This is a genomic window from Cellulosimicrobium sp. ES-005 (genome assembly GCF_040448685.1).
GTDB lineage: Bacteria > Actinomycetota > Actinomycetes > Actinomycetales > Cellulomonadaceae > Cellulosimicrobium > Cellulosimicrobium cellulans_G.
In genome coordinates this window covers 2,236,685-2,262,618 of record NZ_CP159290.1, presented here as the reverse complement: position 1 = coordinate 2,262,618, position 25,934 = coordinate 2,236,685, and the positions used below count along the sequence as shown (strand labels likewise).

Here is a 25,934-nt window from a genome sequence, read left to right as displayed (position 1 = left end):
AGCACCACCGAAGGAGTCCCGACACCCATGCTCGCCGCGTGGGGCGCGCTCGCCCTGCTCACCCTCGTCCACCTCGCCGCGCAGCTCGCGGGCGCCTCGACGCTCGCCGACGCGTCGCAGTGGTTCCTCATGCCCCTCCTCGCGGCCTGCCTGTGGCTCGCCACGCGACGACGCGACGGCGGACGACGCGACGGCGACGGCCCGGGCCGGCGCTCGCGGCTGGTCCGGCTCACGCTCGTCGCGCTGGGCTTCTCGTGGCTCGGCGACACGGCCCCCGACCTCGCCGACGGCGACACGGCGTTCCTCGTCATGGTCGGGTTCTTCCTGTGCGCCCAGGTGACGTACGCACTCGCGTTCTGGCCCTTCCGCGCGGGGTCGGTGCTGCGTCGCCCGCTCGCGCTCGCGCCGTACCTGCTCGCCTTCGTCGCACTCGTCGTCGCGTGCGCGCCCGGTGCCGGGTCGCTGCTCGTCCCGGTCGTCGTGTACGGCGCGTGCCTCGTGCTGATGGCCGTGACGGCGACGGGCGTCGACCGCCTCGCGGCCGTCGGCGGGGCGGTGTTCCTCGTGTCCGACGCGCTCATCGCCCTCAACGCGTTCGCGCCGTGGTACGCCCTTCCTGCGCACGGCTTCTGGGTGATGCTCACCTACGTCGTCGGGCAGGTGCTCCTCGTCCTCGGCGTGCTGCGCCGGGAGCGCGCCACGCCGGCCCCCGTCGAGGAGAAGGGCGGCGCCGCGTGGGCATCGACGTGACGCTCGCCGGTGCCCGCTGATCCGGTTGCCGCTGATCCGACCTCAGGCGTCGAGCGAGCGGACGACGCGCGCGGGCGTGCCGACGACGACGGTGCGTGCGGGGACGTCCCGGGTGACGACGGAGCCGGCCCCGACGACGGCGTCGTCCCCGATCGTCACCCCGGGAAGGACGGTCACGTTGGCGCCGAGCCACACGTTGCGGCCGAGGACCACGGGCGCGGGGTGCATGTCGGCGCGCCGGGCCGGGTCGAGGTCGTGGTTGAGCGTCGTGAGGACGGCGTTGTGCCCGATGAGGCAGCCGTCCCCGACGGTGATGCCGCCCTGGTCCTGGAATCGGCAGCCGGAGTTGAGGAAGACGTCCCGGCCGAGGGTGATGTTCTTGCCGAAGTCGGCCGTGAACGGCGGGAAGAGGGTCACGGACTCGTGCACGGGCCTGCCCGTCAGCTCCGCGAGGAGCTCGCGGACGCGCTCGGGCGAGCGGTACGCGCCGTTGAGCTCGCCGGCGATGCGCAGCGCCTCCTGGCTGGTGCGGTGCATGACGGCGTGCAGCGGCGAGCCGCCGGGGATCGTCCGCCCGGCGTCGAGCTCGGCCAGCAGGTCGTCCAGGTCCATGGGTTCCTCTCAGTCGGTGCGCGACGGCGCGGTGGCCGGGGCCTCGGCGGCCGCCCAGGACGCGAGCAGGCGCAGCGACTCCTCGGTCGGGGAGCCGGGGGTCGCGGTGTACACGGTCATGCCGAGCCCGGGGTCGCCGTGGAGCTCGAGCGTCTGGTAGTGCAGCTCGAGGTCCCCGACGACGGGGTGGCGGAACGTCTTCTGCCCGGCGTAGTGCCGGCGCACGTCGTGGGACGCCCACAGCTCGCGGAACCGCTCGCTCCGCGTCGAGAGCTCGCCCACGAGGGCCTGGAGGCGCCGGTCGTGCGGGCTGCGGCCGGCCTCGCGGCGCAGGATCGTGACGTTCGTCCACGCCGCGCGGTCCCAGTCGGGGTAGAAGTCGTGCGACGCGGGGTCGAGGAAGATGTGCCGCGAGAAGTTCGCCGGGCGCGCGGAGCCCGCGGTCATCGGCGCGTACATCGCGTACCCGAGCGCGTTGGCCGCGACGAGGTCCATGCGGTTGTTCTGGATGAACGCGGGCGCCGTCGTGATCGCGTCGAGCAGGTACTGCAGCTCGGGGCGTACCGGGGTGTCGCCGTGGCCGCGCTGCGGGCGGGCGCCGACGGGGTTCGCGGTGCGCGCGAGGTCGAGCAGGTGCTCGCGCTCGGCCGCGTCGAGGAGCAGGGCACGCGCCACCGACTCGAGCACGACGTCGGACACGCCCCGCAGGTTTCCGCGCTCGAGCCGCGTGTAGTAGTCCACGCTCACGCCGGCGAGCCGGGCGACCTCGTCGCGGCGCAGCCCCGCGACGCGGCGACGGCCGCCGAACGTCTCGATGCCGGCCTGCTCGGGGGTCACCCGGGCCCGGCGGCTCATGAGGAACTCGCGCACCTCGGAACGGTTGTCCATGGCCTCCACGTCTTTCACGGTACGTCGGGACGACGGCGGGCCGCGCGGGCGGGAGTGCCGTGGCCTCCCACCCGCGCGGGGGCACGTCAGCCCGGGTACTCCTCGGGGGCGAGGAGGTCGCCCCACGTCGTCTCGGGCTCGTCGACGCCGGGCGCGGGCGCCTCCCACAGCGCGAGATGGCACAGGAAGCTGTCACCGCTCGCGCCGTGCCAGTGCCACTCGCCCGGGGGCGTGTAGACGGTGTCGCCCGGCCGGAGCTCGACGACCTCCTCGCCCCGCGACTGCACGTAGCCGAACCCCTCGGTGACGTGCAGCGTCTGCCCGACGGCGTGCCGGTGCCACGCGGTGTGCGCGCCGGGGGCGAAGCGGACGAGGTTCAGGCGCGCCCGCGACGGCTCCGTGCCCGCGTAGTAGGAGTTGAACCAGACGTCACCGGTGAACCACGAGGCGGGTCCCTTCACGGTCGGCGTCGTCGGCTGCCTCTCGGTGCTCATGTCTCTCCTCCTGTCAGGACGTCGTTCAGAACGCGACGAGCGTCTTGAGGGACTCGCGGCGGTCCATCGCGGCGTAACCCTCGGCGATGTCGTCGATCGCGACGGTCTTGTCGAACACCCGGCCGGGGTCGATCTCGCCACGGAGCACCTGCGGGATCGCGTCCTCGAGGTACGCGCGGACGGGTGCGGGCCCGCCGGTGAGCGTGATGTTGCGGCCGAAGAGCGAGCCGAACCCGACCGGTCCGTCCTCGTACTGCGGGACGCCGACGCGGCTGATCACGCCCCCCGCGCGCACGACGCCGTAGGACTGCTCGTAGGCGGGCATGTGCCCGACGGCCTCCAGCACGACGTGGCTGCCCAGGCCGCCGGTGAGGTCACGGACCCGCTGGATCCCCTCGGCGCCCCGCTCGGCGACGACGTCGGTCGCGCCCCACTCGCGCCCCAGGTCGGTCCGCGACGTGTGGCGGCCCATGAGGATGATGCGCTCGGCGCCCATCTGCCGTGCGGCGAGCACGGCGGACAGCCCGACGGCGCCGTCGCCGATGACGGTGACGGTCGTCTGCGCGGAGACGCGCGCCATGTGCGCCGCGTGGTAGCCGGTGAGGTACACGTCCGAGAGGGTGAGCAGCGAGGGGAGGAGCGGGCTCGTCTCGTCGACGTCCGGCACGGCGACGAGGCTGCCGTCCGCGAGCGGGATGCGCGCGAGCTCGGCCTGCTGGCCACCCACGTCGCCGGGGTTGCCGTAGAACCCGCCGTGCGGGCACGCGGTCTGGAAGCCGTCGCGGCACACGGGGCACGTGTTGTCCGACCACGCGAACGGCGCGATCACGAGGTCGCCCGCGCGGACGGTCGTGACGGCAGAACCGGTCTCCTCCACGATGCCGAGGAGCTCGTGCCCGATCGGGACGCCTTGGTCGGTGTGCGGCATGGAACGGTAGGGGTGCAGGTCGGACCCGCACACGCACGCGCGCACCGCGCGCACGATCGCGTCGGTCGGCTCGACGATCGTCGGGTCGGGGCGGGTCTCGACGCGGACGTCGCGCGCGCCGTAGATGACGGTGGCCTTCAAGGAGCTCTCCGTTGCCGGTGGGGAACTGGGTGCGATCACCATTCGACACCGGGTGCGCGTACTCCTGGGAGTCCCGCTCCTACAGGGTTCTGGCAGTACCTCCCACGACCGGATCGGTGCAGCGACCGGGGGACGGTCAGACATCGGGCCCGGTGGAAGGCTCCCCGTCGTCGACGTGCACCATGACGAGGGCGACGTCGTCCTGGGCGCCGTGGGGGACGAGCTCCGCGAGGAGCGCGTCCAGCAGTTCCTCGGGGGCCACGTCGCCGAGCCCCTCGACCCGGCCCGGGAGCTCGTCGAGCACCTCGCGCAACGACCGGTCCCGGCGCTCGACGAGCCCGTCGGTGTAGAGCAGGAGCGTGTCGCCCGGGTCGAGCGACGCCTCGTGCTCGGTGCGCGGGCCGCCCAGCCCGACGCCGAGCATGGGCGACGGGCGCGCCGTGAGCAGGTGCGCGGTCCCGTCCGCGCGGCGCACGACCGGCGGGAGGTGCCCGGCGCTCGCCCAGCGGACCGCGCGCCGTCCGGCAGGTCCGGGGGCGCCGATGCGCGCGACGGCGACCGTCGCCAGCGCCTGGAGGCCGAGCCCCTCGGCGGTCTGCTCGGCGGCGTCGAGCGCGGTGGCAGGGCCGGCGTCGGTCGCGAAGGCGACGGAGCGGAGGACGCCGCGCAGGTGGCCCATGTGGGCCGCGGCGGCGACGTCGTGCCCGGTCACGTCGCCGACGACGACGGTCGTCTCGCCGTCGGGGTGCACGAACGCGTCGTACCAGTCGCCGCCGACGTGCACCTCGGGGACCGCCGGCCGGTAACGCACGTCGATCGCCAGCCCCGGAATGTCGGGGGGCGGGGTGAGGATCGAGTCCTGGATCGCGAGCGACGCGCTCCGCTCGCGCGTGATCACCTCGGCGTAGCGGTCGACCGACGAGCCGAGGAGCAGCGCGCGGTCGACGAGCGACATCGCGTCCGGGCAGTCGCTCACCTCGCCCCGGCCGGTGTCGGGCGCCGCGGGGCCGCGCGCGAGCACGACGCTCGTCACGTCCTCGGCGCGGTGCACGACGGCCGACACCCGACCGCCCGCGTCCAGGACGGGGAGGTTGGTCGTGATCCACCACCGCTCGGCCCACCTGCCGTCGGGGCGGCGCAGGTCGTACCGGTGCGGCCCGATCATCTCGAGGCGGCCCGTGCGTGCGACCCTCTCGAGCGACCGGACGACCCGTTCGACGGAGCTGCCGTCGGGGCCGTGAGCGGGGAACACGTCGAGGTAGTGGCGGCCGACGACGGCGCTCGCGGGCACGTCGATCGTGCGCAGCAGCGACTCGTTGGCGTCGAGCACCGTGAGGTCCGGGGAGAGCACGGCCTTGGGCGCCGTGAGGACCGCGAAGACGGCGTGGTAGTCGACGGGGCCGGCGGCCCCGTCCGCGTCGCGAGGCGTCCGGACGGCGCCCCCCTGGTTCCCTGCCACACCACGAGCCTGCGCCTCTCGCGGGCACTCGCAAGGGCGAGCGACCTCGACGCCTGCTCGGGGCGCCCGGGCGTTCCCCCAGGGGGCCGTCGTCCGCGAGCTACCCGACGGCCGTGACCGGCGAGGCGAGCGGCGTGCCGGACCCGTCGCGGCGCTGGTCGACCTCCGGCAGGTCGACGGCCTGGCCGCCGGAGCCTGTGGCGCGGGCGGGACCCTGGCCGACCCACGCGAGGATCAGCGCGTCCTCGCCCTTGAGGAACCGCTGCGCCCGGACGCCGCCGGTGCCGCGGCCCTTGCCGGGGTAGAGCTCGTACGGCGTGACCTTGCCGGCCCCGGTCTGGGTGCCCGCGAGGGCGCCCGACGACCCGGCGACGGTGACGACGACCCCGAGGTCGCGCACGTCGGCCGGCACGACGCCGAAGAACGCGACCCGGTGGCCGTCCGCGAGCCGGATGCCGGCCATGCCGCCGGCCGCACGCCCCTGGGGCCGCACCGCGGACGCGTCGAAGTGCAGCAGCGACGCGTCGGTGCTGACGAACACGACCTCGTCCGCGTCGGTCGCGGGCGCCGCGCCGACGACGGTGTCGCCGTCCTTGAGGCCGATGACCTCCCAGTCGTCGCGGTTGCTCGGCACGTCGCCGGGGGCGACGCGCTTGACGACGCCCTGTGCGGTGCCGAGGGCGAGCGGGGGAGCGTCGGGGTCGAGCGACGCGATCGTCACGGCCTCCTCGCCGGGCGCGAGCGCGACGACCTCGCTGAGCGGCACGCCGCCGGACAGGCTCGGCGCGCTGTCGGTGGGCGGCAGCGCGGGCAGGTCGAGCACGGAGACGCGGACCATCCGCCCGCGGCTCGTGACGAGCCCGACCTCACCGCGCGCCGTCGTGCGGACGGCGGCGCGCAGCACGTCGTGGGCGGCGCGCGGGCCGGAGCGCGCCGGCTCCGTCTCGTCGCTCGTGCGGGCCAGCAGACCGGTGGCGGAGAACAGCGCCCAGCAGGGCGTGTCCGCGACCTCGAGCGGGACGGCCGCGGTCGTGGTCGGCGCGGCGCCGGCCGACTCCAGGAGGATGGTGCGGCGCGGGGTGCCGTACGTCTTGGCGACGTCCGCCATCTCTGCCGACACGACGGCGCGCAGCTTCGCGTCGCTCCCGAGGATCTCCTGGAGCTCCTCGATCTCGCGGCGCAGCGTCTCCTGCTCCTTCTCGAGCTCGATGCGCGAGAACTTGGTGAGGCGGCGGAGCTGGAGCTCGAGGATGTACTCGGCCTGCGGCTCGGAGAGGTCGAACACGGTCTGCAGGCGCCCGCGGGCCGTCGCGGCGTCGTCGGACGAGCGGATCACCTGGATGACCTCGTCGATGTCGACGATGGCGATGAGCAGGCCGTCCACGAGGTGGAGCCGCTCGGACCGCTTGCGCAGCCGGTACCTCGATCGGCGCTCGATGACCGTGATGCGGTGCTTCACCCAGACGTCGAGCATCTCGCGCAGGCCGAGCGTGCGCGGCTGCCCGTCGACGAGCGCGACGTTGTTCATGCCGAACGAGTCCTCGAGCGGCGTGAACTTGTAGAGCTGCTCCAGCACGGCCTCGGGGTTGAAGCCCGTCTTCACCTCGACGACGATCCGCAGCCCGTGCTCGCGGTCCGTGAGGTCGGTCGCGGCGGTGATGCCCTGGATCTTCTTCGTCTTGACGCCCTCGGCGATCTTCTCGATCACCTTCTCCGGGCCGACGAGGTAGGGCAGCTCGGTGATGACGATGCCCTTGCGGCGCGCGGTGAGGTTCTCCACGCGGGCGGTGGCGCGCGTGCGGAAGGTGCCGCGGCCCGTGCGGTAGGCGTCGCGGACGCCGTCGAGACCGACGATCTTGCCGCCCGTCGGCAGGTCGGGGCCGGGGACGAACCGCATGAGCGCGTCGAGGTCGGCGTCCGGGTGCGCGACGAGGTGGCGTGCCGCGGCGACGACCTCGACGAGGTTGTGCGGCGCCATGTTGGTGGCCATGCCGACCGCGATGCCCGACGCCCCGTTGACGAGCAGGTTGGGGATCGCCGCCGGGAGCACCTCGGGCTGCTGGAGCTTGTTGTCGTAGTTCGGCACGAAGTCGACGACGTCCTCGTCGAGCCCCGCCGTCATCGCGAGCGACGGGGGAGCGAGGCGCGCCTCGGTGTACCGGGAGGCGGCGGGGCCGTCGTCGAGCGTGCCGAAGTTGCCGTGCCCGTCGACGAGCGGGAGGCGCAGCGAGAAGTCCTGCGCGAGGCGCACGAGCGCGTCGTAGATCGCGGCGTCCCCGTGCGGGTGCAGCTTGCCCATGACCTCGCCGACGACGCGCGCCGACTTCACGTGCGCGCGGTCGGGGCGCAGGCCCATGTCGGCCATCATGTAGAGGATGCGGCGCTGGACGGGCTTGAGGCCGTCGCGCGCGTCGGGCAGGGCGCGGGAGTAGATGACGGAGTAGGCGTACTCGAGGAACGACGTCTCCATCTCCGCCTGGACGTCGACGTCGACGATCTTCTCGTTCACCTCGGCCGGGTCGAGCGAGGGGGTCGAGGATTTGCGCGCCATGTGCCTGCGGGCTCCTGCCGTTCGGTGCGCCGCGAGGGCGCGGGATCTGTGCCGGCGTGCGCCGGTGGTGACGTGCTGCGGTCGCGCGCCGCACGCGAGGGTACGCCAACCGTCCGACACGCCGCGTCGCGTCGCCTGTCGAGGGACCATTGTCCTCCCTGGTCGGGCCGGGGTGGCGCAGGCGCACCGCGCCGCCCACCGCATAGCCTGGGGGCGTGAGCGACGGCGGCGCAGCCGGGCGGGGCCCGGACCGGTACCCGGTGGAGTGGGAGGCGGACGTCGTCCTGCGCGACGGGACGACGACGCACGTGCGCCCCATCCGCCCCGAGGACGCCGACGCGCTCCAGCGATTCCACGTGGGCCAGTCCGAGCGCTCGACGTACCTGCGCTTCTTCGCCCCCATGGAACGGCTCTCGGAGCGCGACCTGGAGCGGTTCACGCGGGTCGACCACGTCGACCGCGTCGCGCTCGTCGCGGTCCGTCCGCGCGACGAGGCGGCCGGACCCGCGGAACCGGCCGGCGAGGAGAGGGCCGGCGACGTCGGCGAGGACATCATCGGCGTCGCGCGCTTCGACCGCACGGGCGCGAGCGAGGCCGAGGTCGCCTTCAACATCGCCGACTCGGCGCAGGGCCGAGGGCTGGGGTCCGTGCTGCTCGAGCACGTCGCCGCGGCGGCGCGCGAGCGCGGCGTGCGGCGCTTCACCGCCGAGGTGCTGCCGCAGAACGGCAAGATGCTCGCCGTCTTCCGCGAGGCCGGGTACGACGTGCGCCAGCAGATGGACGACGGGTTCGTCCAGGTGAGCGTCGACCTCGACCCCACGGAACGGTCGCGGGCCGTCATGGCGGACCGCGAGCACCGCGCGGAGGCGCGCAGCATGCAGGGGCTGCTCGGTGCGACGAGCGTCGTGCTCGTGGGTCCGGGCGCGCCGGTCGACGACGGCCAGGACCCCGACGGCGCGCCCCTCGACCGCGTCCTCGCGCACCGCGCCCTGGCCGCGCTCGTGCGCAGCCCCGACGTGACCGTCCACGTGGTGGGTGCCGGCGTGGGCGGGCCCGACGGCGGGGCGGCGCCCCGCACGCACGCGACCCTCGCCGACGTCCCGGGCCCCGTGGACCTCGCGGTCGTGGCGCTGCCGCCCTCGGACGCGATCGAGGCGGTCCGCCAGCTCGCGCGCCACGAGGTGCGCGGCGTCGTCGTGCTGTCCGCCGGGTTCGCCGAGACCGGGCCGGACGGGCTCGCGCTCCAGCGCGAGCTCCTGCGCGTCGCGCACACGGCGGGGCTCCGCGTCGTCGGGCCCGCGAGCTACGGCCTGCTGCGCACGGGCGAGACCCGCGAGCGGCCCGCGCTCGCGGCGACGCTCGCCGAGGACCTGCCGCTGCCCGGCGTCGTGGGCCTGTTCAGCCAGTCGGCGCCCATGGGCGTCACGCTGCTCGCGACCACGGCGCGACGCGGGCTGGGCGTGTCGTCGTTCCTGTCCGCGGGGCACCGGGCCGACGTGTCGGGCAACGACCTCATGCAGTACTGGCAGGACGACGCCGCGACGCAGGTGGTCTGCCTGTACCTCGAGTCGATCGGCAACCCGCGCAAGTTCTCGCGCATCGCGCGCCGCCTCGCGTCGGTCAAGCCCGTCGTGGTCGTCACGGCCGGACGCTCCGGCCAGGTCGTGCCGCCGGGCCATGCCGTGCGCTCGACGCGGGCGCCCCGCCGCACGCTCGAGGAGATGCTGCGCCAGTCGGGCGTGATCCGGGCCGAGAACACGCACCACATGATCGACATCGCCCAGCTCCTCGCGCACCAGCCGCTCCCGGGAGGGCGCCGCGTCGGCATCCTCGCCAGCTCGGCGTCGCTCGCCGCGCTCGTCGCGGAGGCGTCGTCGTCGGCGGGTCTCGTCGTCGCACGGTCGGACTTCCTGCCCGAGGACGCGTCGTCGGACGAGCTCGCCGCCACGGTCGACGCGCTCTACGCGCCCGACGCGTGCGACGTCGTCGTGGTGGTCCAGGTCCCCGTGGTGCACCCGCGCCGCGAGGACCTCTCCCGGGCCGTCGCGCGCGCGGCGGCGCGCACGGGCCGCACGACGGTCGCGAGCATGCTCGGGCTCCACGGCCTCACCGACGAGCTCGCGGCCCCGGCGCCCGACGCGTCGGGCGGTGCGTCCGACGTCCTGCTGCGGGTCCCGGCCTACTCCACGCCCGAGGACGCGGTCGCCGCGCTCGGGGCCGTCGTGCGCTACGCCCGCTGGCGCGAGGCGGACCACGGGACGCCGGTGCGCCCCGCGGGCGTCGACGCGAGCCGCGCCCGCGCCCTCGTCGAGAGCGCCCTGGCGGGCCGGGACGCCATCGACCTCGACCCCGCGACGACCGCCGAGCTGCTCGGGTGCTACGGCGTCCGCGTGTGGCCCGCCCGCCGCGTCCGGACCGCCGACGAGGCCGTCGCGGCCGCGCGCGAGATCGGCTGGCCCGTCGCGCTCAAGAGCACGGCGGCCGGGCTGCGCCACCGCGCGGACCTCGGCGGCGTGCGCCTCGACATCGCGGACGAGGCGGAGCTGCGGTCCGACGTCGCGCAGATGCGCGAGGCGCTCGCGGCCGTGCTGCCCGGAGCCGCCGACCAGCCGTTCGAGGTGCAGGCGATGGCCGACGCGGGCGTCGCGTGCGTGGTGCGCTCGACGGAGGACCAGCTCTTCGGGCCGGTCGTGTCGTTCGGCCTCGCGGGTGACGCGGTCGACCTTCTGGGCGACGTCGCGTACGGGGTTCCGCCGCTGACCGACGTGGACGTCGCGGCCATGGTGCGCTCGGTGCGGGCGGCGCCGCGGCTCTTCGGGTACATGGGCACGCACGTCGTGGCCACGGCCGCGCTCGAGGACGTCCTGGCGCGGGTGTCCGTGCTCGCAGACGACCTGCCGGAGGTGCGCAGCCTCGAGCTCTACCCCGTCGTCGTGTCCGAGCACGAGGCCGCGGTGCTCAGCGCGCGCGTCACGCTCGCGGACGCCCAGCGCGCCGACGCGCTGCGCCGCGCGCTGCCGGGCTGACGTCCGGTCGTCCGTCCACAGGCGGTACGAGCGGGTGGCCGCGGCCGCTCGCCGGATGGGAGAATGCGCGGGTGCCCTCAGCAACCTCGAACCCCTGGACCGACCTGACGACCCAGCTCCACCGCGCCGGCTACTACCCGGAGCTCGTCGCGGACGTCCTCGACCTCGCGGTCGCGGGGGAGGAGATCGTCTCGCACCTCGTGCTCCCGGAGACGACGTTCGACGCGTCCGAGGTGCGCCGGCACCTCACCGTGCTCGTCCTGACCCCCACGCGGCTCGTCACGGCGCACGTCGACGACCACCCGGCCGACAGCGAGAACCCGTCCGCGTCCGCCGCCGCCACGACCGAGTCGGTGCCGCTGGCCGAGGTGCGGTCCGTGTCGCTCACGCACGTCGTGGCCGAGCCGCACGAGCACCGCGCGGGCGCCGCCCCGCTCGAGGTGACGCTCGCCCTCGGCTGGGGCGCGGTCTCGCGCGTCGACCTCGAGCCCGCAGGGTGCGCGGACCCGAGCTGCGACGCCGACCACGGGCTCACGGGGCAGATCACGCCGGACGACGTCGTCGTCCGCGTGAGCGCCGAGGCGGAGGGTCGTGACGCCGTGCGCGCCGCGGTCGACTTCGCGCGCGCCCTCTCGCGCGCCACCGCGAGGCACAGCGCCCGGTGAGCGAGGCACGCACGGACGAGGCCCCTGCCACCCCCGCGCTCCCCGCGGGCCTGCTCGCGCCCGACCTCGGGCTCGGCGGCCTCGCCGCCGTGCTCCCCGGGGCGGCGGGCGCGCTCGGCGTCCGGTTCGCGACCGCCACGGGACTCGGGAGCGAGGAAGCGCGCTCGGCGCTCGACCTGCCGCGCGCCGAGCGGGTGTGCGTCGTCCTCGTCGACGGGCTGGGGCACGTCAACCTCGCGGAGCGCGCCGGGCACGCGCCGTTCCTCCGCTCGCTCCTGCCCGACGCGCGGGCGCTCACCTCGACCTTCCCCAGCACGACGGCCGCCGCGATCGGCGCGTTCGGCACCGGCACGGCACCCGGCCGCACCGGCATGCTCGGGTACACGCAGCGCAACCCGGCGACGGGCGGGCTCGCCAACATGGTGTCGTGGGACGGCGCCCCGCCGCCCGCGGAGCTCCAGCGCGAGACGCCCGTGCTCGAGCGGCTCGCCGCGGCGGACCTCGCCGTGACCTCGACCGGCCCCGCGCGGTTCGCCGGGTCCGGCATGACGGTCGCCGCCCTGCGGGGAGGGGCGTACGCGGCCGCCGAGGGACTCGGGGCGCGCGTCGACGCCGCGGTGCGGGCCCTGTCCCGGCCGGGCCTCGTCTATCTGTACTGGGGCGAGGTGGACAAGGCGGGGCACCACCACGGCAGCACGTCCTGGCAGTGGGGCGACGAGCTCGAGGCGCTCGACCGCGAGCTCGCCCGCCTCGCCCGGTCGGTCCCGCGCGGCACCCTCGTGCTCGTCACCGCGGACCACGGGATGGTCGACGTCGACCCGGCCCTGCGTCGCGACGTCGCCACGGACCCGGTGCTCGCGCGGGGCGTCGCGCTCGTCGGCGGCGAGCCGCGCGCGGTGCACGTCTACACGGAGCCGGGGGAGACGACCGCCGTCGCGGCGCGCTGGCGCGACGTCCTGGGCGACGACGCGCTCGTCCTCGAGCGCGAGGAGGTGCTCGCCCTGGGTCTCCTCGGGCCCGACCCGCGGCCGGAGGCGGTCGCGGCGGCGGGCGACGTGATCGTCGCGCTGCGCGGCCGCGCCACGGTGGTCGACTCGCGCACCCAGACGCCTGCGTCGCTCGCGCTCGTCGGCGTGCACGGCTCGCTCACCGAGCGCGAGATGCGCGTCCCGCTGCTCGTCGCGGGGACCTGACCCCGGCGACGCCCCGCGCCACGCCACGCCACGACGCGGCCGCCCGCGACCGCACCGACCGACCCGCACCGACCCGCACCGACCTCGCGAAGGAACGCCCGATGGCCGAGCTCGTCTTCTTCTCCGGGACCATGGACTGCGGCAAGTCCACCCTCGCCCTGCAGCTCGACCACAACCACGCCGCGCGCGGCCGCCGGGGGCTCATCTTCTCCCGCAACGACCGGGCCGGCTCCGACCGGCTCTCGTCGCGGCTCGGGCTCGAGGTCGTCGCGCGCGAGGTGCGCGACGACACGGACTTCTGGTCGCTCGTCACGGCCGAGCTGGACCCGGTGGACTACCTGGTCTGCGACGAGGCGCAGTTCTACTCTCCGGCGCAGGTGGAGCAGCTCGCGCGGCTCGTCGACGAGACGGAGATCGACGTCTTCGCGTTCGGCATCACGGCCGACTTCCGTACGCGGCTCTTCCCCGGCTCGGCCCGGCTCATCGAGCTCGCCGACCGGGTCGAGGTGCTGCAGGTCGAGTCGCTGTGCTGGTGCGGCCGACGCGCGACGCACAACGCCCGCACGGTCGACGGGAGCATGGTCATCGAGGGCGACCAGGTCGTCGTCGGGGACGTCGGGGCGGGCTCGGGGGAGATCGGCTACGAGGTGCTGTGCCGTCGGCACCACATGCGCCGCATGACCACGGCCGTCGCGCGCCGCCAGGCCGCGGCCGACGGGCTGCCGTTCGACCTGCCGCACTGAGCAGGCGCCCGGCGACGGTGCCCTCGGCCGGCGCGCTGCGCCTACTCGGGGCGCGCCCCGAACACGATCTCGTCCCAGCTCGGGACCGTCGCGCGCGAGCGGTTCTTGCCCTTGCGGGGCTCGCGCGCGGTCTGGGGCCGCGCCGCGCGCTGCGGCTCGTCCGCGTCCACCGAGACCGTGCCGCCCGAGCGCTCCTCGCGCGGAGGAGGGCCGCCCGCGCCGTCCTGCGGGCCCGAGGAGGGGTCGTCCGGGGCGTCGTCGGGCACCGGGTCCGGGAGGCGCACCGCGTCGAGCGGACGGACGGTCGGGAGGTGGACCACGGTCGCCCCCGCGGGTGCGGCCGTGTCGTCCGGAGCGTCCTGCGACGCGTCCTCGTCGTGCCGGGCCCCCACCTGCGGCCCGAACCCCTCGAACGGCTCCTGACCCTCGACCTCGACGGGGCCGGCCGGGGCCTTGCGGGGGCGCACGCCCCGGCGCTGGCTCAGGTCGTCGAGGAGCTCGGCCGTCCCGTCGTCGGGCGGGGTCGGGGGAGCGGCACGGAGCCCCCGGCCGCGCCCCGTCGCGTCGACGTCGAACACCGCGACGGCGCCGGGCGTCGGGTCGCGCGGGGCGTCGGTGCCCGAGAGCCAGCGGGCCTCGTCGTCGAGCGCCTGGAGCGCGCGCGTCGCCGCGTCGTACTCCCAGCGGGCCGTCCGGCTGCCCGTCCCGACCTCGAACGCCGCGGTCACGACCCACGACGCCCCGGGCTGGCGAGCGGCGCTCCACTCCACGGCGTCGGGCTCGACGTCGCGCGCGGCGAGTCGCTGCGCGACGAGCTCCCCGACCGTCGGCGAGTCCTCCTCGTGCCCCTGGCGGGACGCGCGGACCCGGTCGACGACGTACTCCTGCTCGGCGACGACCGGGCCCGCGAAGCGGCGCACGTGCTCCACCCCGAGGCCCGCGGCCTCGGCGACCGCCTCCACGGACTCCCCGGCGCGCAACCGGGCCTGGATCTCGCGCGGGGCGAGGTTGCGCTCGCCCTCCGCGCGCAGGTGCTCCAGGTGCGGGCGGTCGCGGCGCACGGCCGCGCGCAGCGCCTCGGTGATCGGCAGCGTGAACTCCGCGCCGCCCCGCGCGCGCAGGACGAGGTGCTCCCCGTCCTCGTGCAGTCTCACCAGCTCCAGCTCGTCCATGGACCCTCCCGTGTCGCCGCGCCCGGTGGCGCTCGCGGTGCCGCTCCCGGAGCCGCCCGGTCGCCCGATGCCGCCCCGGTCGCCGGTGCCGTGCCGCGACCCCGTCTCCCGGGCCGGCGGACCGCGACGACCGCGTCACCGCTCCCTCGAGGGTGCCATCGTCCCACCCGCGAGCCGCGCAGCACGCGCGGTGTGCCGCGGACTCGGCGCGCGCTCGTCCGCGCCCCGGGTGCGGGCGGCTGGGATGATGCCGGGTGTGATCCTCGACCTCGTGCCCGGCGACGCCCTCGAGCTCGGCGGCGTCTTCTTCGCGGCGCTCTCGGGCGGGCTCGCCGCCGTGCGCAAGCGGTTCGACCTCGTGGGCGTCCTGGTCCTCGCCTGGGTCGCCGGCCTCGGCGGCGGTCTGCTGCGCGACGTCCTGATCGGCGCGATCCCCCCGGTCGGGATCTCGGACTGGCGGCTCGTCGCCGTCGCGGTGCTCGCGGGCGTCGTGACGTTCTTCTGGCACCCACGTCTGGAACGGCTGCGGCGGAGCATCATCGTGCTCGACGCGGGCGCGCTCGCGCTCTTCGTGCTCTCCGGCACGATGAAGGGCCTCGAGTACGGGGTGGGCCCGCTCGCGGCGGTCTTCGCGGGCGTCATCACCGGCGTCGGCGGCGGGATCCTGCGCGACCTGCTGACCAACGAGGCGCCGCTCCTGTTCCAGGACAAGCAGCTCTACGCGATCCCGGCGCTCGCGGGCGCCGCGCTGACCGCCGCGCTCGCGGAGGCCGGCGCGCTCGGCCTGCTCTCCCAGGCGGCGGTCCTCGCGCTCGTGTTCGGCTTCCGCCTCGTCTCCCTCCGTCTGGGCTGGTCCGCCCCGGGCCCCTGGGAGGGTCGCACCGCACGCCGCGGGTCGGGCAGGATGTGACCCGTGCGCCTCTTCATCGACGACCCCCGACAGCCCGACGACGTGACCGTGGCCGACCTGCGCGACCTCGCCGAGCGCCTCGCGCGCGAGGCCGGGGACCTCGTCCGCTCCGGCCGCCCCGACCGCGTCGAGGTGGCCGCCACGAAGTCGACGGCCACGGACGTCGTGACGCGCATGGACGCCGACTCCGAGGCGCTCCTGCGACGCGGCATCGCGGCGGCCCGCCCGGACGACGCGATCCTCGGCGAGGAGGAGGGCGCGTCGGCGGGCACGTCCGGCATCACCTGGGTCATCGACCCCGTCGACGGCACGGTCAACTACCTCTACGGGATCGCGTCGTACGCGGTGTCCGTCGCCGCCGTGGTGGGCCCGCCGGACCCGCTCGAGTGGACCGTCCTCGCCGGTGCGGTGCACTCCGTCGTCGACGGCCGCACCTGGACCGCGGGCCTCGGGGCCGGGGCGACGGTGGACGGGCGCCCGGTCCGCGTGAACGCCGAGACCGACCTGGGGCAGTGCCTGGTCGGCACGGGCTTCGGGTACGACGCGGGGCGGCGCCGCGCGCAGGCGCGCGTGCTGGTCGACGTGCTGCCCCGGGTGCGGGACATCCGTCGCCTCGGCTCCGCGGCGATCGACCTGTGCCTCGTCGCCTCGGGCGAGCTCGACCTCTACTACGAGCGCGGCCTCAACCCGTGGGACATGGCTGCGGGCGCCCTCGTCGCGCACGAGGCGGGCGCGCGCGTGACGGGTCTGCGAGGCCGTGCCGCGGACCGCGAGATGACCGTCGCGGGGCCGCCCGAGGCGGTCGCCCGGCTCGTCCGGATCCTCGAGGACGTGGACGCCGACTCGGACTCCTGAGCGCGACCGGGCGGACTGGAAGCGTTCCCGCCCGGCCGGCCCGGACGACCCCGTGTTCGCCCGTGACGAACGACACCGGGCGGGCGGGGTGCCACAGGGTGCATCCCTCCCGGAAATGGTGCAGAATCCGGTGGCCCGCCGGGAACAATTCCGGTGCGCCGTGCATTGACCAGCGTGCAACGCCTCGACGACCTCGGGGCACGACACGTCACGGGGTGCCCCCGCGCCCCGCACCTGTGCCGCCCGGCACGACCGGCCATCGCCGGTGGTCCCGGGCGAGCACTGTCGCGATCGACGAATACTCCGGAGAGTGACCCCACAGATGGCAACAGACTACGACGCCCCCCGCAAGAGTGAAGAGGAGCTCAGCGAGGACTCGCTCCAGGAGCTCCAGGCTCGTCGCTCCGACAAGAGCTCGGGCGTCGTTGACGAGGACGAGACCGAGGCGGCGGAAGGTTTCGAGCTGCCCGGTGCCGACCTGTCCGGCGAGGAGCTCTCCGTCCGGGTCCTGCCTCGTCAGGCCGACGAGTTCACGTGCTCGAGCTGCTTCCTCGTGCACCACCGCAGCCAGCTCGCGTACGAGAAGAACGGGCAGCAGATCTGCTCGGAGTGCGCCGCCTGACCTGCACGACGCCCGAAGGCCGCCGCCCCCTCCCCCGGGGCGGCGGCCTTCGCCGTTCCTGGCGGCGCCTCGCGCCGCACCCGTCAGGACGCGCGTGCGGCCCGGACCGCGTCCGCGAGGCGCTGCGGGTGGCGTGTGGAGACGAGCCAGTACGGCGTCGGGTCCTGCGGGTCGTCGAGCACCACGTGCACGCCGGTGCGGGCCCACGCGCGCAGGCACACGTAGGCGCGGGCGTCGAGCCGGGGCCCGAGCTGGACGCGCATCGCCTCCGCGTCCAGGGTCGTGACCTGACCGAGCAGCGACGCCGGGACGTGCGCACGCCCGGCGCGGAGCTCGCCGTCCGCCACCGCGACGACCGGGGAGGTCCACCAGAGCGCGACGACGCCCGCCACCGCGGCGAGCGCGCCGACGCCGAGCGCGATCGCGTGGCTCGCGGGCCACAGCGCGATCCCGAGCACCAGGGCGAACCCGAGGGCCGCGGCCCAGCCGCCGACGCCCGGGACGAGCCGCTCGCGGTACGACGTCAGGCCCTCGGCGCGGGGTGCCCCGGCGGTTCCCGGGGTCGAGGAGGGCGTGCTGCGGTCGGCGGGGTCCGTCATGGGTCCATCATCCCAGCAGTCGGGGCCTCGCCCGACGTGCTCGCCCGGCCCGCCCCGGACCATTAGGCTCTGCCGGGTGCCGAACCACCACCAGCCCGAGACCGGGGACGTCGACGTCCTCATCACGCTCCTCGACGACGTCCCGGTGCCGTCCTACGCCCACCCGGGCGACGCCGGCGCCGACCTCGTGACGACCGTCGACGTCGAGCTGGCACCGGGGGAGCGCGTCGTCGTCCCGACGGGCGTCTCGATCGCGCTGCCCGACGGCTACGCGGCGTTCGTGCACCCGCGCTCCGGTCTCGCCGCGAAGCACGGCCTGACGGTCGTCAACGCGCCGGGCACCGTCGACGCCGGCTACCGCGGCGAGATCAAGGTGACGCTGCTCAACACCGACGCGCGGGAGGCCGTCGCCCTGCGCCGCGGCGACCGCGTCGCGCAGCTCGTGGTGCAGAAGGTCGAGCGCGCGCGGTTCGTGCAGGCCGAGCGGCTGCCCGGTTCGCACCGCGGCGAGGGCGGCTTCGGGTCGAGCGGCGGGTGGGGCGCGGCGACCTGACAGGTCGCGGACGGGCGCCGGCGCGGGAGCCGCACGCCCGTCGTCGCACAGCGAACGTCGCACCACGACCGTCGCTGCGCGGGCTAGTGTGGAAGCAGCGCGGGGCGAGCGCCCCGCGAGGAGTCCCGGCCGAGGGCCGGGCAGGTGAAGGAGTTCCTCCGTGGGTCTGTTCCGTCGCTCCAGGTCGTCCGAGCCGACCGAGTCGCCCGAGCCGTCGGCGCCGTCGGGCGCGACGTCCGAGCAGGTCGACGACGGCGCTCCCGTCGCCGACCCGACCGACGCGAAGCCGGCCCGCGGCCCGTACGACTCCTCCCAGGTGCCCGAGCGCGGGCCCCGCCTCGACCTGGGCGCCGTGTGGCTGCCCGGCGTGCCCGGCATGGAGCTGCGCATGGAGGTCGACAAGAAGACCCAGCGCATCACCGGCGTCGCGTGCGCCGTGGCGGGCTCCGGGCTGCAGGTGCAGGCCTTCGCGGCGCCGCGCACGGAGGGCATCTGGGACGAGATCCGCGGCGAGATCGCCGCGTCGGTGACCAAGCAGGGCGGCACGGTCGACGACCTCCCCGGCCCGTTCGGCCGCGAGCTGCTCGCCCGCATCCCCGCGCAGACGCCGGACGGGCGCCCGGGCGTGCGCCCCGCGCGGTTCGTGGGCTTCGACGGCCCCCGCTGGTTTCTCCGCGGCGTCCTCACGGGCAAGGCGGCGGTCGACCCTGCCGAGGCCCGGCTGCTCGAGTCCGTGTTCGCCAACATCGTCGTCGTGCGCGACCAGAGCCCGCGCCCGCCGCGCGACCTCCTCGCCCTGCACCTGCCGGGCAAGGGGCCGGCCGCGGCGGCACCGGCACCCGCCGGCGCGCCGGAGACGCCCTCGTTCGACCCGCTGACGCGTGGGCCGGAGATCACGGAGATCCGCTGACATGGCCCCCACCCTGCGGGACGCCTGGCGCACCGCTCTCGCCTCCCAGGAGGAGCTCGCCGCCGACGAGGAGCGCTCCGAGGCCGCACGGCAGAAGGGCTGCCGCGCCGTGTCCGAGCTCCCCAACCGCCGCCGGGCCAAGATCTCGGGCGTCCTCCGGTCGGTCGTGCTGCGTCCGCGCGAGGGCGTCCCGACGGTCGAGGTGGAGCTGTTCGACGGCTCCGGCGTCGTGGACCTCGTGTGGCTGGGCCGTCGTCGCATCGCGGGGATCGAGCCCGGCCGTCGCGCCCTCGTCGAGGGCCTGGTGTGCGACGTCGACGGTCGCCGCACCATCTTCAACCCGCGCTACGAGCTCCTCGCCAAGCCGGGGGAGTGACCTCGCGCCCGCCCGCGCGGCGGTGCCGTACGATCCTGCGGACGTGCGGTGGCCGATCGGGCCGCATGCCCGGACCGTGACCGACCGATCCCGAGCCACCGAGGACGCCACCAGATGACGAGCAGCAGCGACGCGAGCGGCGGTCCCGCGGACGGCCGTCCCGGCCCCGGGCAGGCTCCGGAGGGGATCGCTCACGACGCCGAGGTCGCGGAGACGGTCGTCGACGACGTCGCCGCGCCCGAGGACGGTCGCGCCCGGGGCGTCCGCGCGCTCGCCGGGCAGGACTTCTCCGTGGCCGACGCCATCGGGGGCGTGCGCGGGCTCGTCGAGTCGGTCGCCCCGGGCCTCGTCTTCGTCGTCGTCTACGTCGCCACGACGAACCTGCGGTGGGCGCTCGTGACCTCGGTCGCGGCGGCGCTGATCGCCGTCGCGGCGCGACTGGTCCAGCGCACTCCCGTCACGCAGGCGTTCGGCGGTCTCCTGGGCGTCGGCATCGGCGTGGTCTGGGCGTGGCGCTCGGGCGAGGCGCAGGACTACTTCGCGTGGGGCCTGTGGACGAACGCCGCCTACCTCGTCGCGCTCCTCGTCTCCGTCCTGGCCCGCTGGCCGCTCGTCGGGCTCGTGGTCGAGGGCTTCCGCAGCGGCTTCGGCGCGGGCGGCGCGTCCGGGTCGGCCGGGACGACGGCGGAGGGGACGCCCGACGCGGCCGCCGCCCCGGACGCCTCGGCCGAGCAGCCCGTGGGGGCCGCGACGTCGGCCGCAGCACCTGCTGACGCGAACGGCGGCGAGCCCGGCGCGTTCGCCCGCTGGGCCCGCGCCTGGCGGTCCGACCGGGCCCTGATGCGCCGGTACACCGCCGCGACGTGGCTCTGGATCGGCCTGTTCGCCGCCCGGCTCGCGGTCCAGGTCCCGCTCTACCTCGACGGCGACGTCGGCTGGCTCGGCACCGCGCGCCTCGTCATGGGCATCCCGCTGTGGGCCCTCGTCCTGTGGCTCACGTGGATCCTTGTGCGCCGGCCGCACGGCGCGGCGGCCCCGTCGGCGTAGGGCCGACGACCGCGGCCGCGCGCCCCGTCAGAGAAGGGTGTCGTCGGCCTCGGGCGCCTCGACGGGCGCGTCCGGAGCGGTCGGCTCCACCTCGGTCCGGCCGGCGAGGAGCCGGCCGAGGGCACCCTCGTCCGCCTCGTCGCCCGTGACGAGCAGCAGCTCGTCCCCGGCCTCGAGCGTGTCGTCCTGGCTGGGCGCGATCGGCCGCGTGCCGCGGACGATCGCCGCGAGCACCGTGTCCGCGGGCCAGCTCACCTCGCCGACCCGGTGACCGACGAGCGGCGAGGTCGGCGGCAGCGTGACCTCGAGGATGTCCGCGCCGGACTGGTGGAACGTGAAGATGCGGACGAGGTCGCCGACGGCGACGGCCTCCTCGACCATCGCGGTCATGATGCGGGGCGTCGAGACGGCGACGTCAACGCCCCACGACTCGTCGAACATCCACTCGTTCTTCGGGTTGTTCACGCGGGCGACCGTGCGGGGCACCCCGAACTCGGTCTTGGCGAGGAGCGACACGACGAGGTTCACCTTGTCGTCGCCCGTGGCCGCCACGATGACGTCGCACTCCTCGACCTTGGCCTCGGCGAGCGTCGAGAGCTCGCACGCGTCGGCGAGCAGCCAGTCGGCCTCCGCGACCTGGGCGACCCGCATGGCCGCCGGCTGCTTGTCGATCAGCATGACCTCGTGGTCGTGGCTGAGGAGCTCGCGGGCGATCGAGCGGCCGACCGAGCCCGCCCCGGCGATGACGACGCGCATCACTCGGCCTCGACCTTCGGGGCGTGGGTGAGCTTGCGTTCGACGACGGCGGCCTGCTCGTCGTCCATGAGCACGTGCAGCACGTCGTTCTCCTGCAGGACGGTGCGGTCGGTGACGAGGACCCCGTCGCCGAAGCGGCTGACGAACGCCACGCGAGCGCCGGTGGCGTCCTCGATGGCGCGGACGGTGCGCCCGACCCAGTCGGGGTGGAAGTCGACCTGCGCGAGCCGCACGCGCCCGGACGGGTCGCGGTACTCGTCGGTCGCGCCGAACGGGAGCATGCGGCGCAGCACCTGGTCCGCGGTCCAGCGCACGGTCGCGACCGTGGGGATGCCGAGGCGCTGGTAGATCTCCGCGCGCTGGGGGTCGTAGATGCGGGCCACGACCTTCTCGACGCCGAACGTCTCCCGCACGACGCGCGCGGAGAGGATGTTCGAGTTGTCGCCGTCGGAGACCGCGGCGAACGCGTAGGCCTCCTCGATCCCGGCCTGCACGAGCGTGTCGCGGTCGAACCCGACCCCGGTCACCTTCTTGCCGGTGAACTCGGCCGGGAGGCGCCGGAACGCGTCGGGGTTCTGGTCGACGACGGCGACGGAGTGACCGCTCGACTCGAGAGACTGGGCGAGCGTCGCGCCCACGCGCCCGCAGCCCATGATGACGAAGTGCACGCACCGAACGCTACCGCTCGCGGCGCGGTCGGGCGCGCACCAGCGCGACCGGGCGCCGTCGGGCATAGCATGTGGCCTCGTGTCGGAGATCGCTGATGCCGCGAAGCGGCTGCTGCTCGGGCGGCCGGTCCGCAGCGAGCACCTGGGGCACACGCTGCTGCCCAAGCGTGTGGCCCTGCCCGTGTTCGCGTCCGACGCCCTGTCGTCGGTCGCGTACGCCCCGGACGAGATCCTCCTGACGCTCGCCCTCGCGGGCCTCAGCGCGACGATGATCTCGCCGTGGGTGGGCCTCGCGGTCGTGGTCGTGCTGCTGACCGTCGTGGCGTCGTACCGCCAGAACGTGCGCGCCTACCCCTCGGGCGGCGGCGACTACGAGGTCGCCACGGTCAACCTCGGCCCGACGGCGGGAGTCGGCGTCGCGTCGGCGCTCATGGTCGACTACGTCCTCACCGTCGCCGTCTCGATCTCGTCGGGGGCGCAGTACGCGGCCAGCGCCATCCCGGCGCTGCGCGACCACGAGGCGGCCTTCGCGATCGGGCTCGTCGTCGTCCTCACGCTCGTCAACCTGCGCGGGGTCAAGGAGTCCGGGACGTTCTTCGCGATCCCGGTCTACCTCTTCATGCTGGCCATCGGCACGACGGCGGTCGTCGGGTTCTTCCAGTACGTCACCGGCAACCTCGGCCCGGCGGAGAGCGCGGAGTTCGAGCTCACGGCGGAGAGCGGGTTCGACCAGGGTCTGATCGGCATCGCGGGCGCGTTCCTCGTGGCCCGGGCGTTCGCCTCCGGCTGCGCCGCCCTGACCGGCGTCGAGGCCATCAGCAACGGCGTCCCGGCGTTTCGCAAGCCCAAGTCGCGCAACGCCGCCACGACGCTGGCCCTGCTGGGTGGCATCTCCGCCGTGATGATGATGTCGATCCTCTTCCTCGCGCGCGCGACCGGCGTGCACTACGCCGAGGACCCGCACACGCAGCTCTCGCTGAACGGGGAGCCGCTGCCCGTGGACTACGTGCAGCACCCGGTGATCGGGCAGCTCGCCGAGACCGTGTTCAGCGGGGCGCCCGTGCTCTTCTACGTCGTGTCCGCGGTGACGGGGCTCATCCTCGTGCTCGCGGCGAACACGGCGTTCAACGGCTTCCCCGTCCTCGGCTCGATCCTCGCGAAGGACGGCTACCTGCCGCGCCAGCTCCACACGCGCGGCGACCGGCTCGCGTTCTCCAACGGCATCATCACGCTGGCCGTCGCGGCGATCGTGCTCATCTGGGCGTTCGACGCGCAGGTCACGCGCCTCATCCAGCTCTACATCGTCGGCGTGTTCGTGTCGTTCACCCTGTCCCAGCTCGGCATGGTGCGGCACTGGACGCGCGCGCTGCGCACCGAGCACCAGCCCCGCGAGCGGGCACGCATGCGGCGCTCGCGCGTGGTCAACACGGTGGGTCTGGCGATGACCGGGACGGTCCTCGTCATCGTCCTCATCACGAAGTTCACCCACGGCGCCTGGATCGCGATCCTCGCGATGGCGCTCGTGTTCGTGCTCATGAAGTCGATCCGCAAGCACTACGACAGGGTGCGCGACGAGCTCGCGCTCGGCGACGAGGCCGCCGCGGCCCGCGCCCTGCCCAGCCGCGTGCACGCGATCGTCCTCGTGTCCAAGATCCACCGCCCCACGATGCGGGCGCTCGCGTACGCACGGGCGTCGCGCCCGTCCGTGCTGGAGGCCGTCACCGTCGGGGTGGACTCGGAGGACGTCGAGGACCTCATGCGGCAGTGGGAGGCGCTCGACCTCCCGGTCCCGCTGCGCGTCCTGGACTCGCCGTTCCGCGAGATCACGCGCCCGGTGCTGTCGTACGTGCGCTCGGTCCGCAGAGAGTCGCCGCGCGACCTCGTGGTCGTCTACATCCCCGAGTACGTCGTGGGCCACTGGTGGGAGCAGCTCCTGCACAACCAGAGCGCGCTGCGCCTCAAGGGCCGCCTGCTCTTCACGCCGGGCGTCGTCGTGGCGTCCGTGCCGTGGCAGCTCGCCTCGACCGAGGGGCAGACCGGGCTCGAGGGCGAGGGGTTCCGCCAGCGCTTCACCGGGTACTGATCCCCGCGCGGCCACGGTCGTGACCCGGGCCCGTTCCCGAGGGGGGAGCGGGCCCTCGGCGTGCGCGGAGCGGCGTCCCGGCGGGTGCGTCGGGCCGGGTCCGGGATACTGGGGGCATGCCGTCCTCCTCGCGTGGTCCTGCCGTGCCCTCCGACCGACCGTCCGACCCCTTCGCCGACCGCCGTTCCGCGCGGGGTGGCCGACGCACGACCCGTCGCGCGGCGGGGCGGGCGACGCGACAGTCGGCACGGGTCGACCCTCGACCTGAGGTCGAGGTCGAGCTCGAGGTCGGCCCTGTCGCGCACGGCGGACACTGCGTCGCGCGGTACGAGGGTCGCGTCGTCTTCGTCCGTCACACCCTGCCCGGGGAGCGCGTGCGCGCCCGCGTCACGGAGGGCGGGGACGCCGCGAAGTTCTGGCGCGCCGACGCCGTCGAGATCCTCGAGGCGTCGCCCGACCGCGTCCCGTCGGTGTGGCCGGAGGCCGGCCCCGGAGGCGTCGGGGGCGGCGAGCTGGTGCACGTCGCGCTCGACGCGCAGCGCCGCTGGAAGCGGGACGTGCTGGCGGAGCAGCTCCGTCGGCTCGGGAAGGTCGACCTCGACGAGGTTGACCCTCAGGTAGAGGTCGAGGGTCTGCCCGGCGACGCCGCGCGCGGCGGCCTCGGCTACCGGACGCGCGTGGATCTCGTGGCCGACGGCACGGGCCGCGCGGGCATGCACCGCTTCCGGTCGCACGACGTCGTCGCGCTGGACGGCATGCCGCTCGCCACCGAGGACGTCGCGGAGCTCGCGGCGCGCGAGAAGGTCTTCACCCGCACCTGGCGCCCGGGCACGCGGATCGAGCTCGTCGCCCCGGCCGGCTCGGCGCCGGTCCTCCTCGTGGACGGCGAGCCGTGGCGGTCGGGCTCGCCCGACCAGCGCCCGAACGCGCGCCGCAGCGTGACCGAGCGTGTCGTGCTCGGCGACCGGCAGCACGAGTACCGGGTCGCGGCGGGCGGGTTCTGGCAGGTGCACCGCGAGGCACCGGCCACGCTGGCGCGCGCGGTGCTCGACGGTGCGGGGGACGTCGAGGGCGCGCGCGTGCTGGACCTCTACGCGGGTGCCGGGCTGTTCACCGCGCCCCTGGCGGCGGCCGTCGGGGCGACCGGCTCGGTGGTCGCGGTCGAGGGCGACGAGCGGGCCGTGCGCGACGCGCGCCGCAACGCGCACGGGCTCGACCGGGTGGAGCTGCACCACGGCCCCGTCGAGCAGGTGCTCGCGGCCGACGAGACCGGCGCGGACGTCGTCGTGCTCGACCCGCCGCGCGTCGGCGCCGGCCGCTCCGTGGTCGAGGCGATCGCCTCCCGGCAGCCGTCCCGGGTCGTGTACGTCGCGTGCGACCCGGCCGCGCTCGCGCGCGACGTCGCCTACCTCGCCGACCACGGCTACGGGCTCGCGTCCCTGCGCGCGTTCGACCTCTTCCCGATGACGCACCACCTCGAGGCCGTCGCGGTCCTGACGCGCTGACGCCACCGGCGCGCTCGGGCCTCCGCGAACGGGTGCGCCGAGGCGCGTGCCGGGAGGACGATGGAGGAGACGGTCGGACGAGCGGGACGGTGAGTGACGTGACGAGCACCAGCACGACGAGCGGGGCGACGCCGGTGGCGGGTCGCGCGCCGGATCAGGCGGTCCCCGTGCCCGACGACGTGCGCGACGTCGTCGGCGTCGGCGTCCTGATGCCGAACGGGCGGCTCGCCGGCCGGAGCTTCGCGTCGCGCGCCGAGGCGGAGGCGTGGGCGCGCCCCGACGAGGGAGAGCAGGTCGTCGAGCTCAACCTGCTGTGCGACTGCGACCTCTGAGCGCGAGCCGTGAGGGCGTGGGGAGGGGGCGCACCGGGCATATATCTTGACGTCAAGATATATGGGGTATGCTGGTCGCGGTGCAGGTCGCAGCGG

At 75.2% G+C, this 25,934-nt stretch carries 25 protein-coding genes; 15 read left to right on the top strand and 10 right to left on the bottom strand.

What is annotated here, in order from left to right; genetic code table 11:
- Positions 1-27 precede the first annotated feature (27 nt).
- Entirely contained in the window at positions 28-750 is a 723-nt protein-coding gene (locus ABRQ22_RS09965; protein ID WP_253049067.1) for a lysoplasmalogenase, read from the top strand.
- Between the two features lie 42 nt (positions 751-792).
- On the opposite strand, the gene ABRQ22_RS09960 is transcribed toward ABRQ22_RS09965, so the two are convergent.
- The 6 genes from ABRQ22_RS09960 to ABRQ22_RS09935 all read right to left on the bottom strand — a co-directional run bounded on the left by ABRQ22_RS09960 (position 793) and on the right by ABRQ22_RS09935 (position 7,823).
- A complete protein-coding gene (locus tag ABRQ22_RS09960) occupies positions 793-1,362 on the bottom strand; it encodes a sugar O-acetyltransferase (RefSeq protein ID WP_353709397.1) in 570 nt (189 codons plus the stop codon).
- A 9-nt stretch (positions 1,363-1,371) separates the two neighbouring features.
- The gene (locus tag ABRQ22_RS09955; RefSeq protein ID WP_353709396.1) at positions 1,372-2,250 is read right to left on the bottom strand and encodes a helix-turn-helix transcriptional regulator; all 879 of its coding nucleotides are present in this window, start codon (positions 2,248-2,250) and stop codon (positions 1,372-1,374) included.
- 86 nt (positions 2,251-2,336) lie between these two features.
- A complete protein-coding gene (locus ABRQ22_RS09950) occupies positions 2,337-2,744 on the bottom strand; it encodes a cupin domain-containing protein (protein WP_353709395.1) in 408 nt (135 codons plus the stop codon).
- 25 nt (positions 2,745-2,769) lie between these two features.
- Entirely contained in the window at positions 2,770-3,813 is a 1,044-nt protein-coding gene (locus tag ABRQ22_RS09945; protein WP_353709394.1) for an alcohol dehydrogenase catalytic domain-containing protein, read from the bottom strand.
- 136 nt (positions 3,814-3,949) lie between these two features.
- Complete coding sequence (locus tag ABRQ22_RS09940) at positions 3,950-5,272, bottom strand: SpoIIE family protein phosphatase (protein WP_253049081.1); 1,323 nt, start codon at positions 5,270-5,272, stop codon at positions 3,950-3,952.
- Between the two features lie 100 nt (positions 5,273-5,372).
- Positions 5,373-7,823 carry a DNA topoisomerase IV subunit A gene (locus tag ABRQ22_RS09935; RefSeq protein ID WP_353709393.1) on the bottom strand — a complete coding sequence of 817 codons (2,451 nt, stop codon included), beginning with the start codon at positions 7,821-7,823 and terminating at the stop codon, positions 5,373-5,375.
- Between the two features lie 215 nt (positions 7,824-8,038).
- Here ABRQ22_RS09935 and ABRQ22_RS09930 point away from each other — a divergent pair, with 215 nt between their 5' ends.
- From ABRQ22_RS09930 to ABRQ22_RS09915, 4 genes are all read left to right on the top strand, one after another.
- Complete coding sequence (locus ABRQ22_RS09930; RefSeq protein ID WP_253049087.1) at positions 8,039-10,849, top strand: GNAT family N-acetyltransferase; 2,811 nt, start codon at positions 8,039-8,041, stop codon at positions 10,847-10,849.
- A 71-nt stretch (positions 10,850-10,920) separates the two neighbouring features.
- On the top strand, positions 10,921-11,514 hold the full coding sequence (locus ABRQ22_RS09925) for a DUF5998 family protein (protein WP_253049090.1): 594 nt from the start codon (positions 10,921-10,923) through the stop codon (positions 11,512-11,514).
- A complete protein-coding gene (locus tag ABRQ22_RS09920; RefSeq protein WP_253049093.1) occupies positions 11,511-12,707 on the top strand; it encodes a nucleotide pyrophosphatase/phosphodiesterase family protein in 1,197 nt (398 codons plus the stop codon). The genes ABRQ22_RS09925 and ABRQ22_RS09920 overlap by 4 nt, the downstream gene beginning before the upstream one ends.
- A gap of 101 nt (positions 12,708-12,808) precedes the next feature.
- Complete coding sequence (locus tag ABRQ22_RS09915; RefSeq protein ID WP_253049096.1) at positions 12,809-13,450, top strand: thymidine kinase; 642 nt, start codon at positions 12,809-12,811, stop codon at positions 13,448-13,450.
- Positions 13,451-13,491: 41 nt separating this feature from the next.
- Here the strand turns inward: ABRQ22_RS09915 and sepH are convergent, their stop codons facing one another.
- A complete protein-coding gene (gene sepH, locus ABRQ22_RS09910; RefSeq protein ID WP_253049101.1) occupies positions 13,492-14,622 on the bottom strand; it encodes a septation protein SepH in 1,131 nt (376 codons plus the stop codon).
- A 256-nt stretch (positions 14,623-14,878) separates the two neighbouring features.
- Between sepH and ABRQ22_RS09905 the strand changes: the two genes are divergently transcribed.
- The 3 genes from ABRQ22_RS09905 (at position 14,879) to ABRQ22_RS09895 (ending at position 17,009) form a co-directional block, all read left to right on the top strand.
- On the top strand, positions 14,879-15,532 hold the full coding sequence (locus ABRQ22_RS09905; RefSeq protein WP_253049103.1) for a TRIC cation channel family protein: 654 nt from the start codon (positions 14,879-14,881) through the stop codon (positions 15,530-15,532).
- Between the two features lie 3 nt (positions 15,533-15,535).
- On the top strand, positions 15,536-16,387 hold the full coding sequence (locus tag ABRQ22_RS09900; RefSeq protein ID WP_253049106.1) for an inositol monophosphatase family protein: 852 nt from the start codon (positions 15,536-15,538) through the stop codon (positions 16,385-16,387).
- A 322-nt stretch (positions 16,388-16,709) separates the two neighbouring features.
- A complete protein-coding gene (locus ABRQ22_RS09895; protein WP_047234722.1) occupies positions 16,710-17,009 on the top strand; it encodes a DUF4193 domain-containing protein in 300 nt (99 codons plus the stop codon).
- Positions 17,010-17,092: 83 nt separating this feature from the next.
- Here the strand turns inward: ABRQ22_RS09895 and ABRQ22_RS09890 are convergent, their stop codons facing one another.
- A complete protein-coding gene (locus ABRQ22_RS09890) occupies positions 17,093-17,608 on the bottom strand; it encodes a DUF3093 domain-containing protein (RefSeq protein ID WP_253049110.1) in 516 nt (171 codons plus the stop codon).
- A 76-nt stretch (positions 17,609-17,684) separates the two neighbouring features.
- Between ABRQ22_RS09890 and dut the strand changes: the two genes are divergently transcribed.
- From dut to ABRQ22_RS09870, 4 genes are all read left to right on the top strand, one after another.
- Positions 17,685-18,161, top strand: coding sequence for a dUTP diphosphatase (gene dut / locus ABRQ22_RS09885; protein ID WP_253049112.1), 477 nt, complete (start codon positions 17,685-17,687; stop codon positions 18,159-18,161).
- A gap of 160 nt (positions 18,162-18,321) precedes the next feature.
- Complete coding sequence (locus ABRQ22_RS09880; RefSeq protein ID WP_353709392.1) at positions 18,322-19,071, top strand: DUF3710 domain-containing protein; 750 nt, start codon at positions 18,322-18,324, stop codon at positions 19,069-19,071.
- A 1-nt stretch (position 19,072) separates the two neighbouring features.
- Complete coding sequence (locus tag ABRQ22_RS09875; RefSeq protein WP_087471902.1) at positions 19,073-19,447, top strand: OB-fold nucleic acid binding domain-containing protein; 375 nt, start codon at positions 19,073-19,075, stop codon at positions 19,445-19,447.
- A 114-nt stretch (positions 19,448-19,561) separates the two neighbouring features.
- Positions 19,562-20,494: a DUF3159 domain-containing protein gene (locus tag ABRQ22_RS09870; RefSeq protein WP_353709391.1), complete on the top strand. Its 933-nt coding sequence runs from the start codon at positions 19,562-19,564 to the stop codon at positions 20,492-20,494.
- A gap of 27 nt (positions 20,495-20,521) precedes the next feature.
- On the opposite strand, the gene ABRQ22_RS09865 is transcribed toward ABRQ22_RS09870, so the two are convergent.
- Positions 20,522-21,250 carry a TrkA family potassium uptake protein gene (locus ABRQ22_RS09865; RefSeq protein ID WP_353709390.1) on the bottom strand — a complete coding sequence of 243 codons (729 nt, stop codon included), beginning with the start codon at positions 21,248-21,250 and terminating at the stop codon, positions 20,522-20,524.
- Positions 21,250-21,903 (bottom strand): TrkA family potassium uptake protein, encoded by a 654-nt coding sequence (locus ABRQ22_RS09860; RefSeq protein ID WP_087472929.1) that lies wholly within the window; start codon positions 21,901-21,903, stop codon positions 21,250-21,252. Before ABRQ22_RS09860 ends, ABRQ22_RS09865 begins: the two co-directional genes overlap by 1 nt.
- A gap of 94 nt (positions 21,904-21,997) precedes the next feature.
- Between ABRQ22_RS09860 and ABRQ22_RS09855 the strand changes: the two genes are divergently transcribed.
- The 3 genes from ABRQ22_RS09855 to ABRQ22_RS09845 all read left to right on the top strand — a co-directional run bounded on the left by ABRQ22_RS09855 (position 21,998) and on the right by ABRQ22_RS09845 (position 25,838).
- Positions 21,998-24,001 carry an APC family permease gene (locus tag ABRQ22_RS09855; protein ID WP_353709389.1) on the top strand — a complete coding sequence of 668 codons (2,004 nt, stop codon included), beginning with the start codon at positions 21,998-22,000 and terminating at the stop codon, positions 23,999-24,001.
- A 116-nt stretch (positions 24,002-24,117) separates the two neighbouring features.
- Positions 24,118-25,506 carry a methyltransferase domain-containing protein gene (locus tag ABRQ22_RS09850; RefSeq protein WP_353709388.1) on the top strand — a complete coding sequence of 463 codons (1,389 nt, stop codon included), beginning with the start codon at positions 24,118-24,120 and terminating at the stop codon, positions 25,504-25,506.
- A 98-nt stretch (positions 25,507-25,604) separates the two neighbouring features.
- A complete protein-coding gene (locus ABRQ22_RS09845; RefSeq protein ID WP_353709387.1) occupies positions 25,605-25,838 on the top strand; it encodes a hypothetical protein in 234 nt (77 codons plus the stop codon).
- The last annotated feature ends 96 nt before the right edge of the window (positions 25,839-25,934 follow it).

Excerpts from the sequence above, each read along its gene's own strand:
- ABRQ22_RS09965 (WP_253049067.1), top strand. The coding sequence starts at position 28 with ATGCTCGCCGCGTGGGGCGCGCTCGCCCTGCTCACCCTCGTCCACCTC.
- ABRQ22_RS09960 (WP_353709397.1), bottom strand. The coding sequence starts at position 1,362 with ATGGACCTGGACGACCTGCTGGCCGAGCTCGACGCCGGGCGGACGATC.
- ABRQ22_RS09955 (WP_353709396.1), bottom strand. The coding sequence starts at position 2,250 with ATGGACAACCGTTCCGAGGTGCGCGAGTTCCTCATGAGCCGCCGGGCC.
- ABRQ22_RS09950 (WP_353709395.1), bottom strand. The coding sequence starts at position 2,744 with ATGAGCACCGAGAGGCAGCCGACGACGCCGACCGTGAAGGGACCCGCC.
- ABRQ22_RS09935 (WP_353709393.1), bottom strand. The coding sequence starts at position 7,823 with ATGGCGCGCAAATCCTCGACCCCCTCGCTCGACCCGGCCGAGGTGAAC.
- ABRQ22_RS09915 (WP_253049096.1), top strand. The coding sequence starts at position 12,809 with ATGGCCGAGCTCGTCTTCTTCTCCGGGACCATGGACTGCGGCAAGTCC.
- sepH (WP_253049101.1), bottom strand. The coding sequence starts at position 14,622 with ATGGACGAGCTGGAGCTGGTGAGACTGCACGAGGACGGGGAGCACCTC.
- ABRQ22_RS09895 (WP_047234722.1), top strand. The coding sequence starts at position 16,710 with ATGGCAACAGACTACGACGCCCCCCGCAAGAGTGAAGAGGAGCTCAGC.
- ABRQ22_RS09890 (WP_253049110.1), bottom strand. The coding sequence starts at position 17,608 with ATGACGGACCCCGCCGACCGCAGCACGCCCTCCTCGACCCCGGGAACC.
- ABRQ22_RS09875 (WP_087471902.1), top strand. The coding sequence starts at position 19,073 with ATGGCCCCCACCCTGCGGGACGCCTGGCGCACCGCTCTCGCCTCCCAG.
- ABRQ22_RS09870 (WP_353709391.1), top strand. The coding sequence starts at position 19,562 with ATGACGAGCAGCAGCGACGCGAGCGGCGGTCCCGCGGACGGCCGTCCC.
- ABRQ22_RS09865 (WP_353709390.1), bottom strand. The coding sequence starts at position 21,250 with ATGCGCGTCGTCATCGCCGGGGCGGGCTCGGTCGGCCGCTCGATCGCC.
- ABRQ22_RS09860 (WP_087472929.1), bottom strand. The coding sequence starts at position 21,903 with ATGGGCTGCGGGCGCGTGGGCGCGACGCTCGCCCAGTCTCTCGAGTCG.
- ABRQ22_RS09850 (WP_353709388.1), top strand. The coding sequence starts at position 24,118 with ATGCCGTCCTCCTCGCGTGGTCCTGCCGTGCCCTCCGACCGACCGTCC.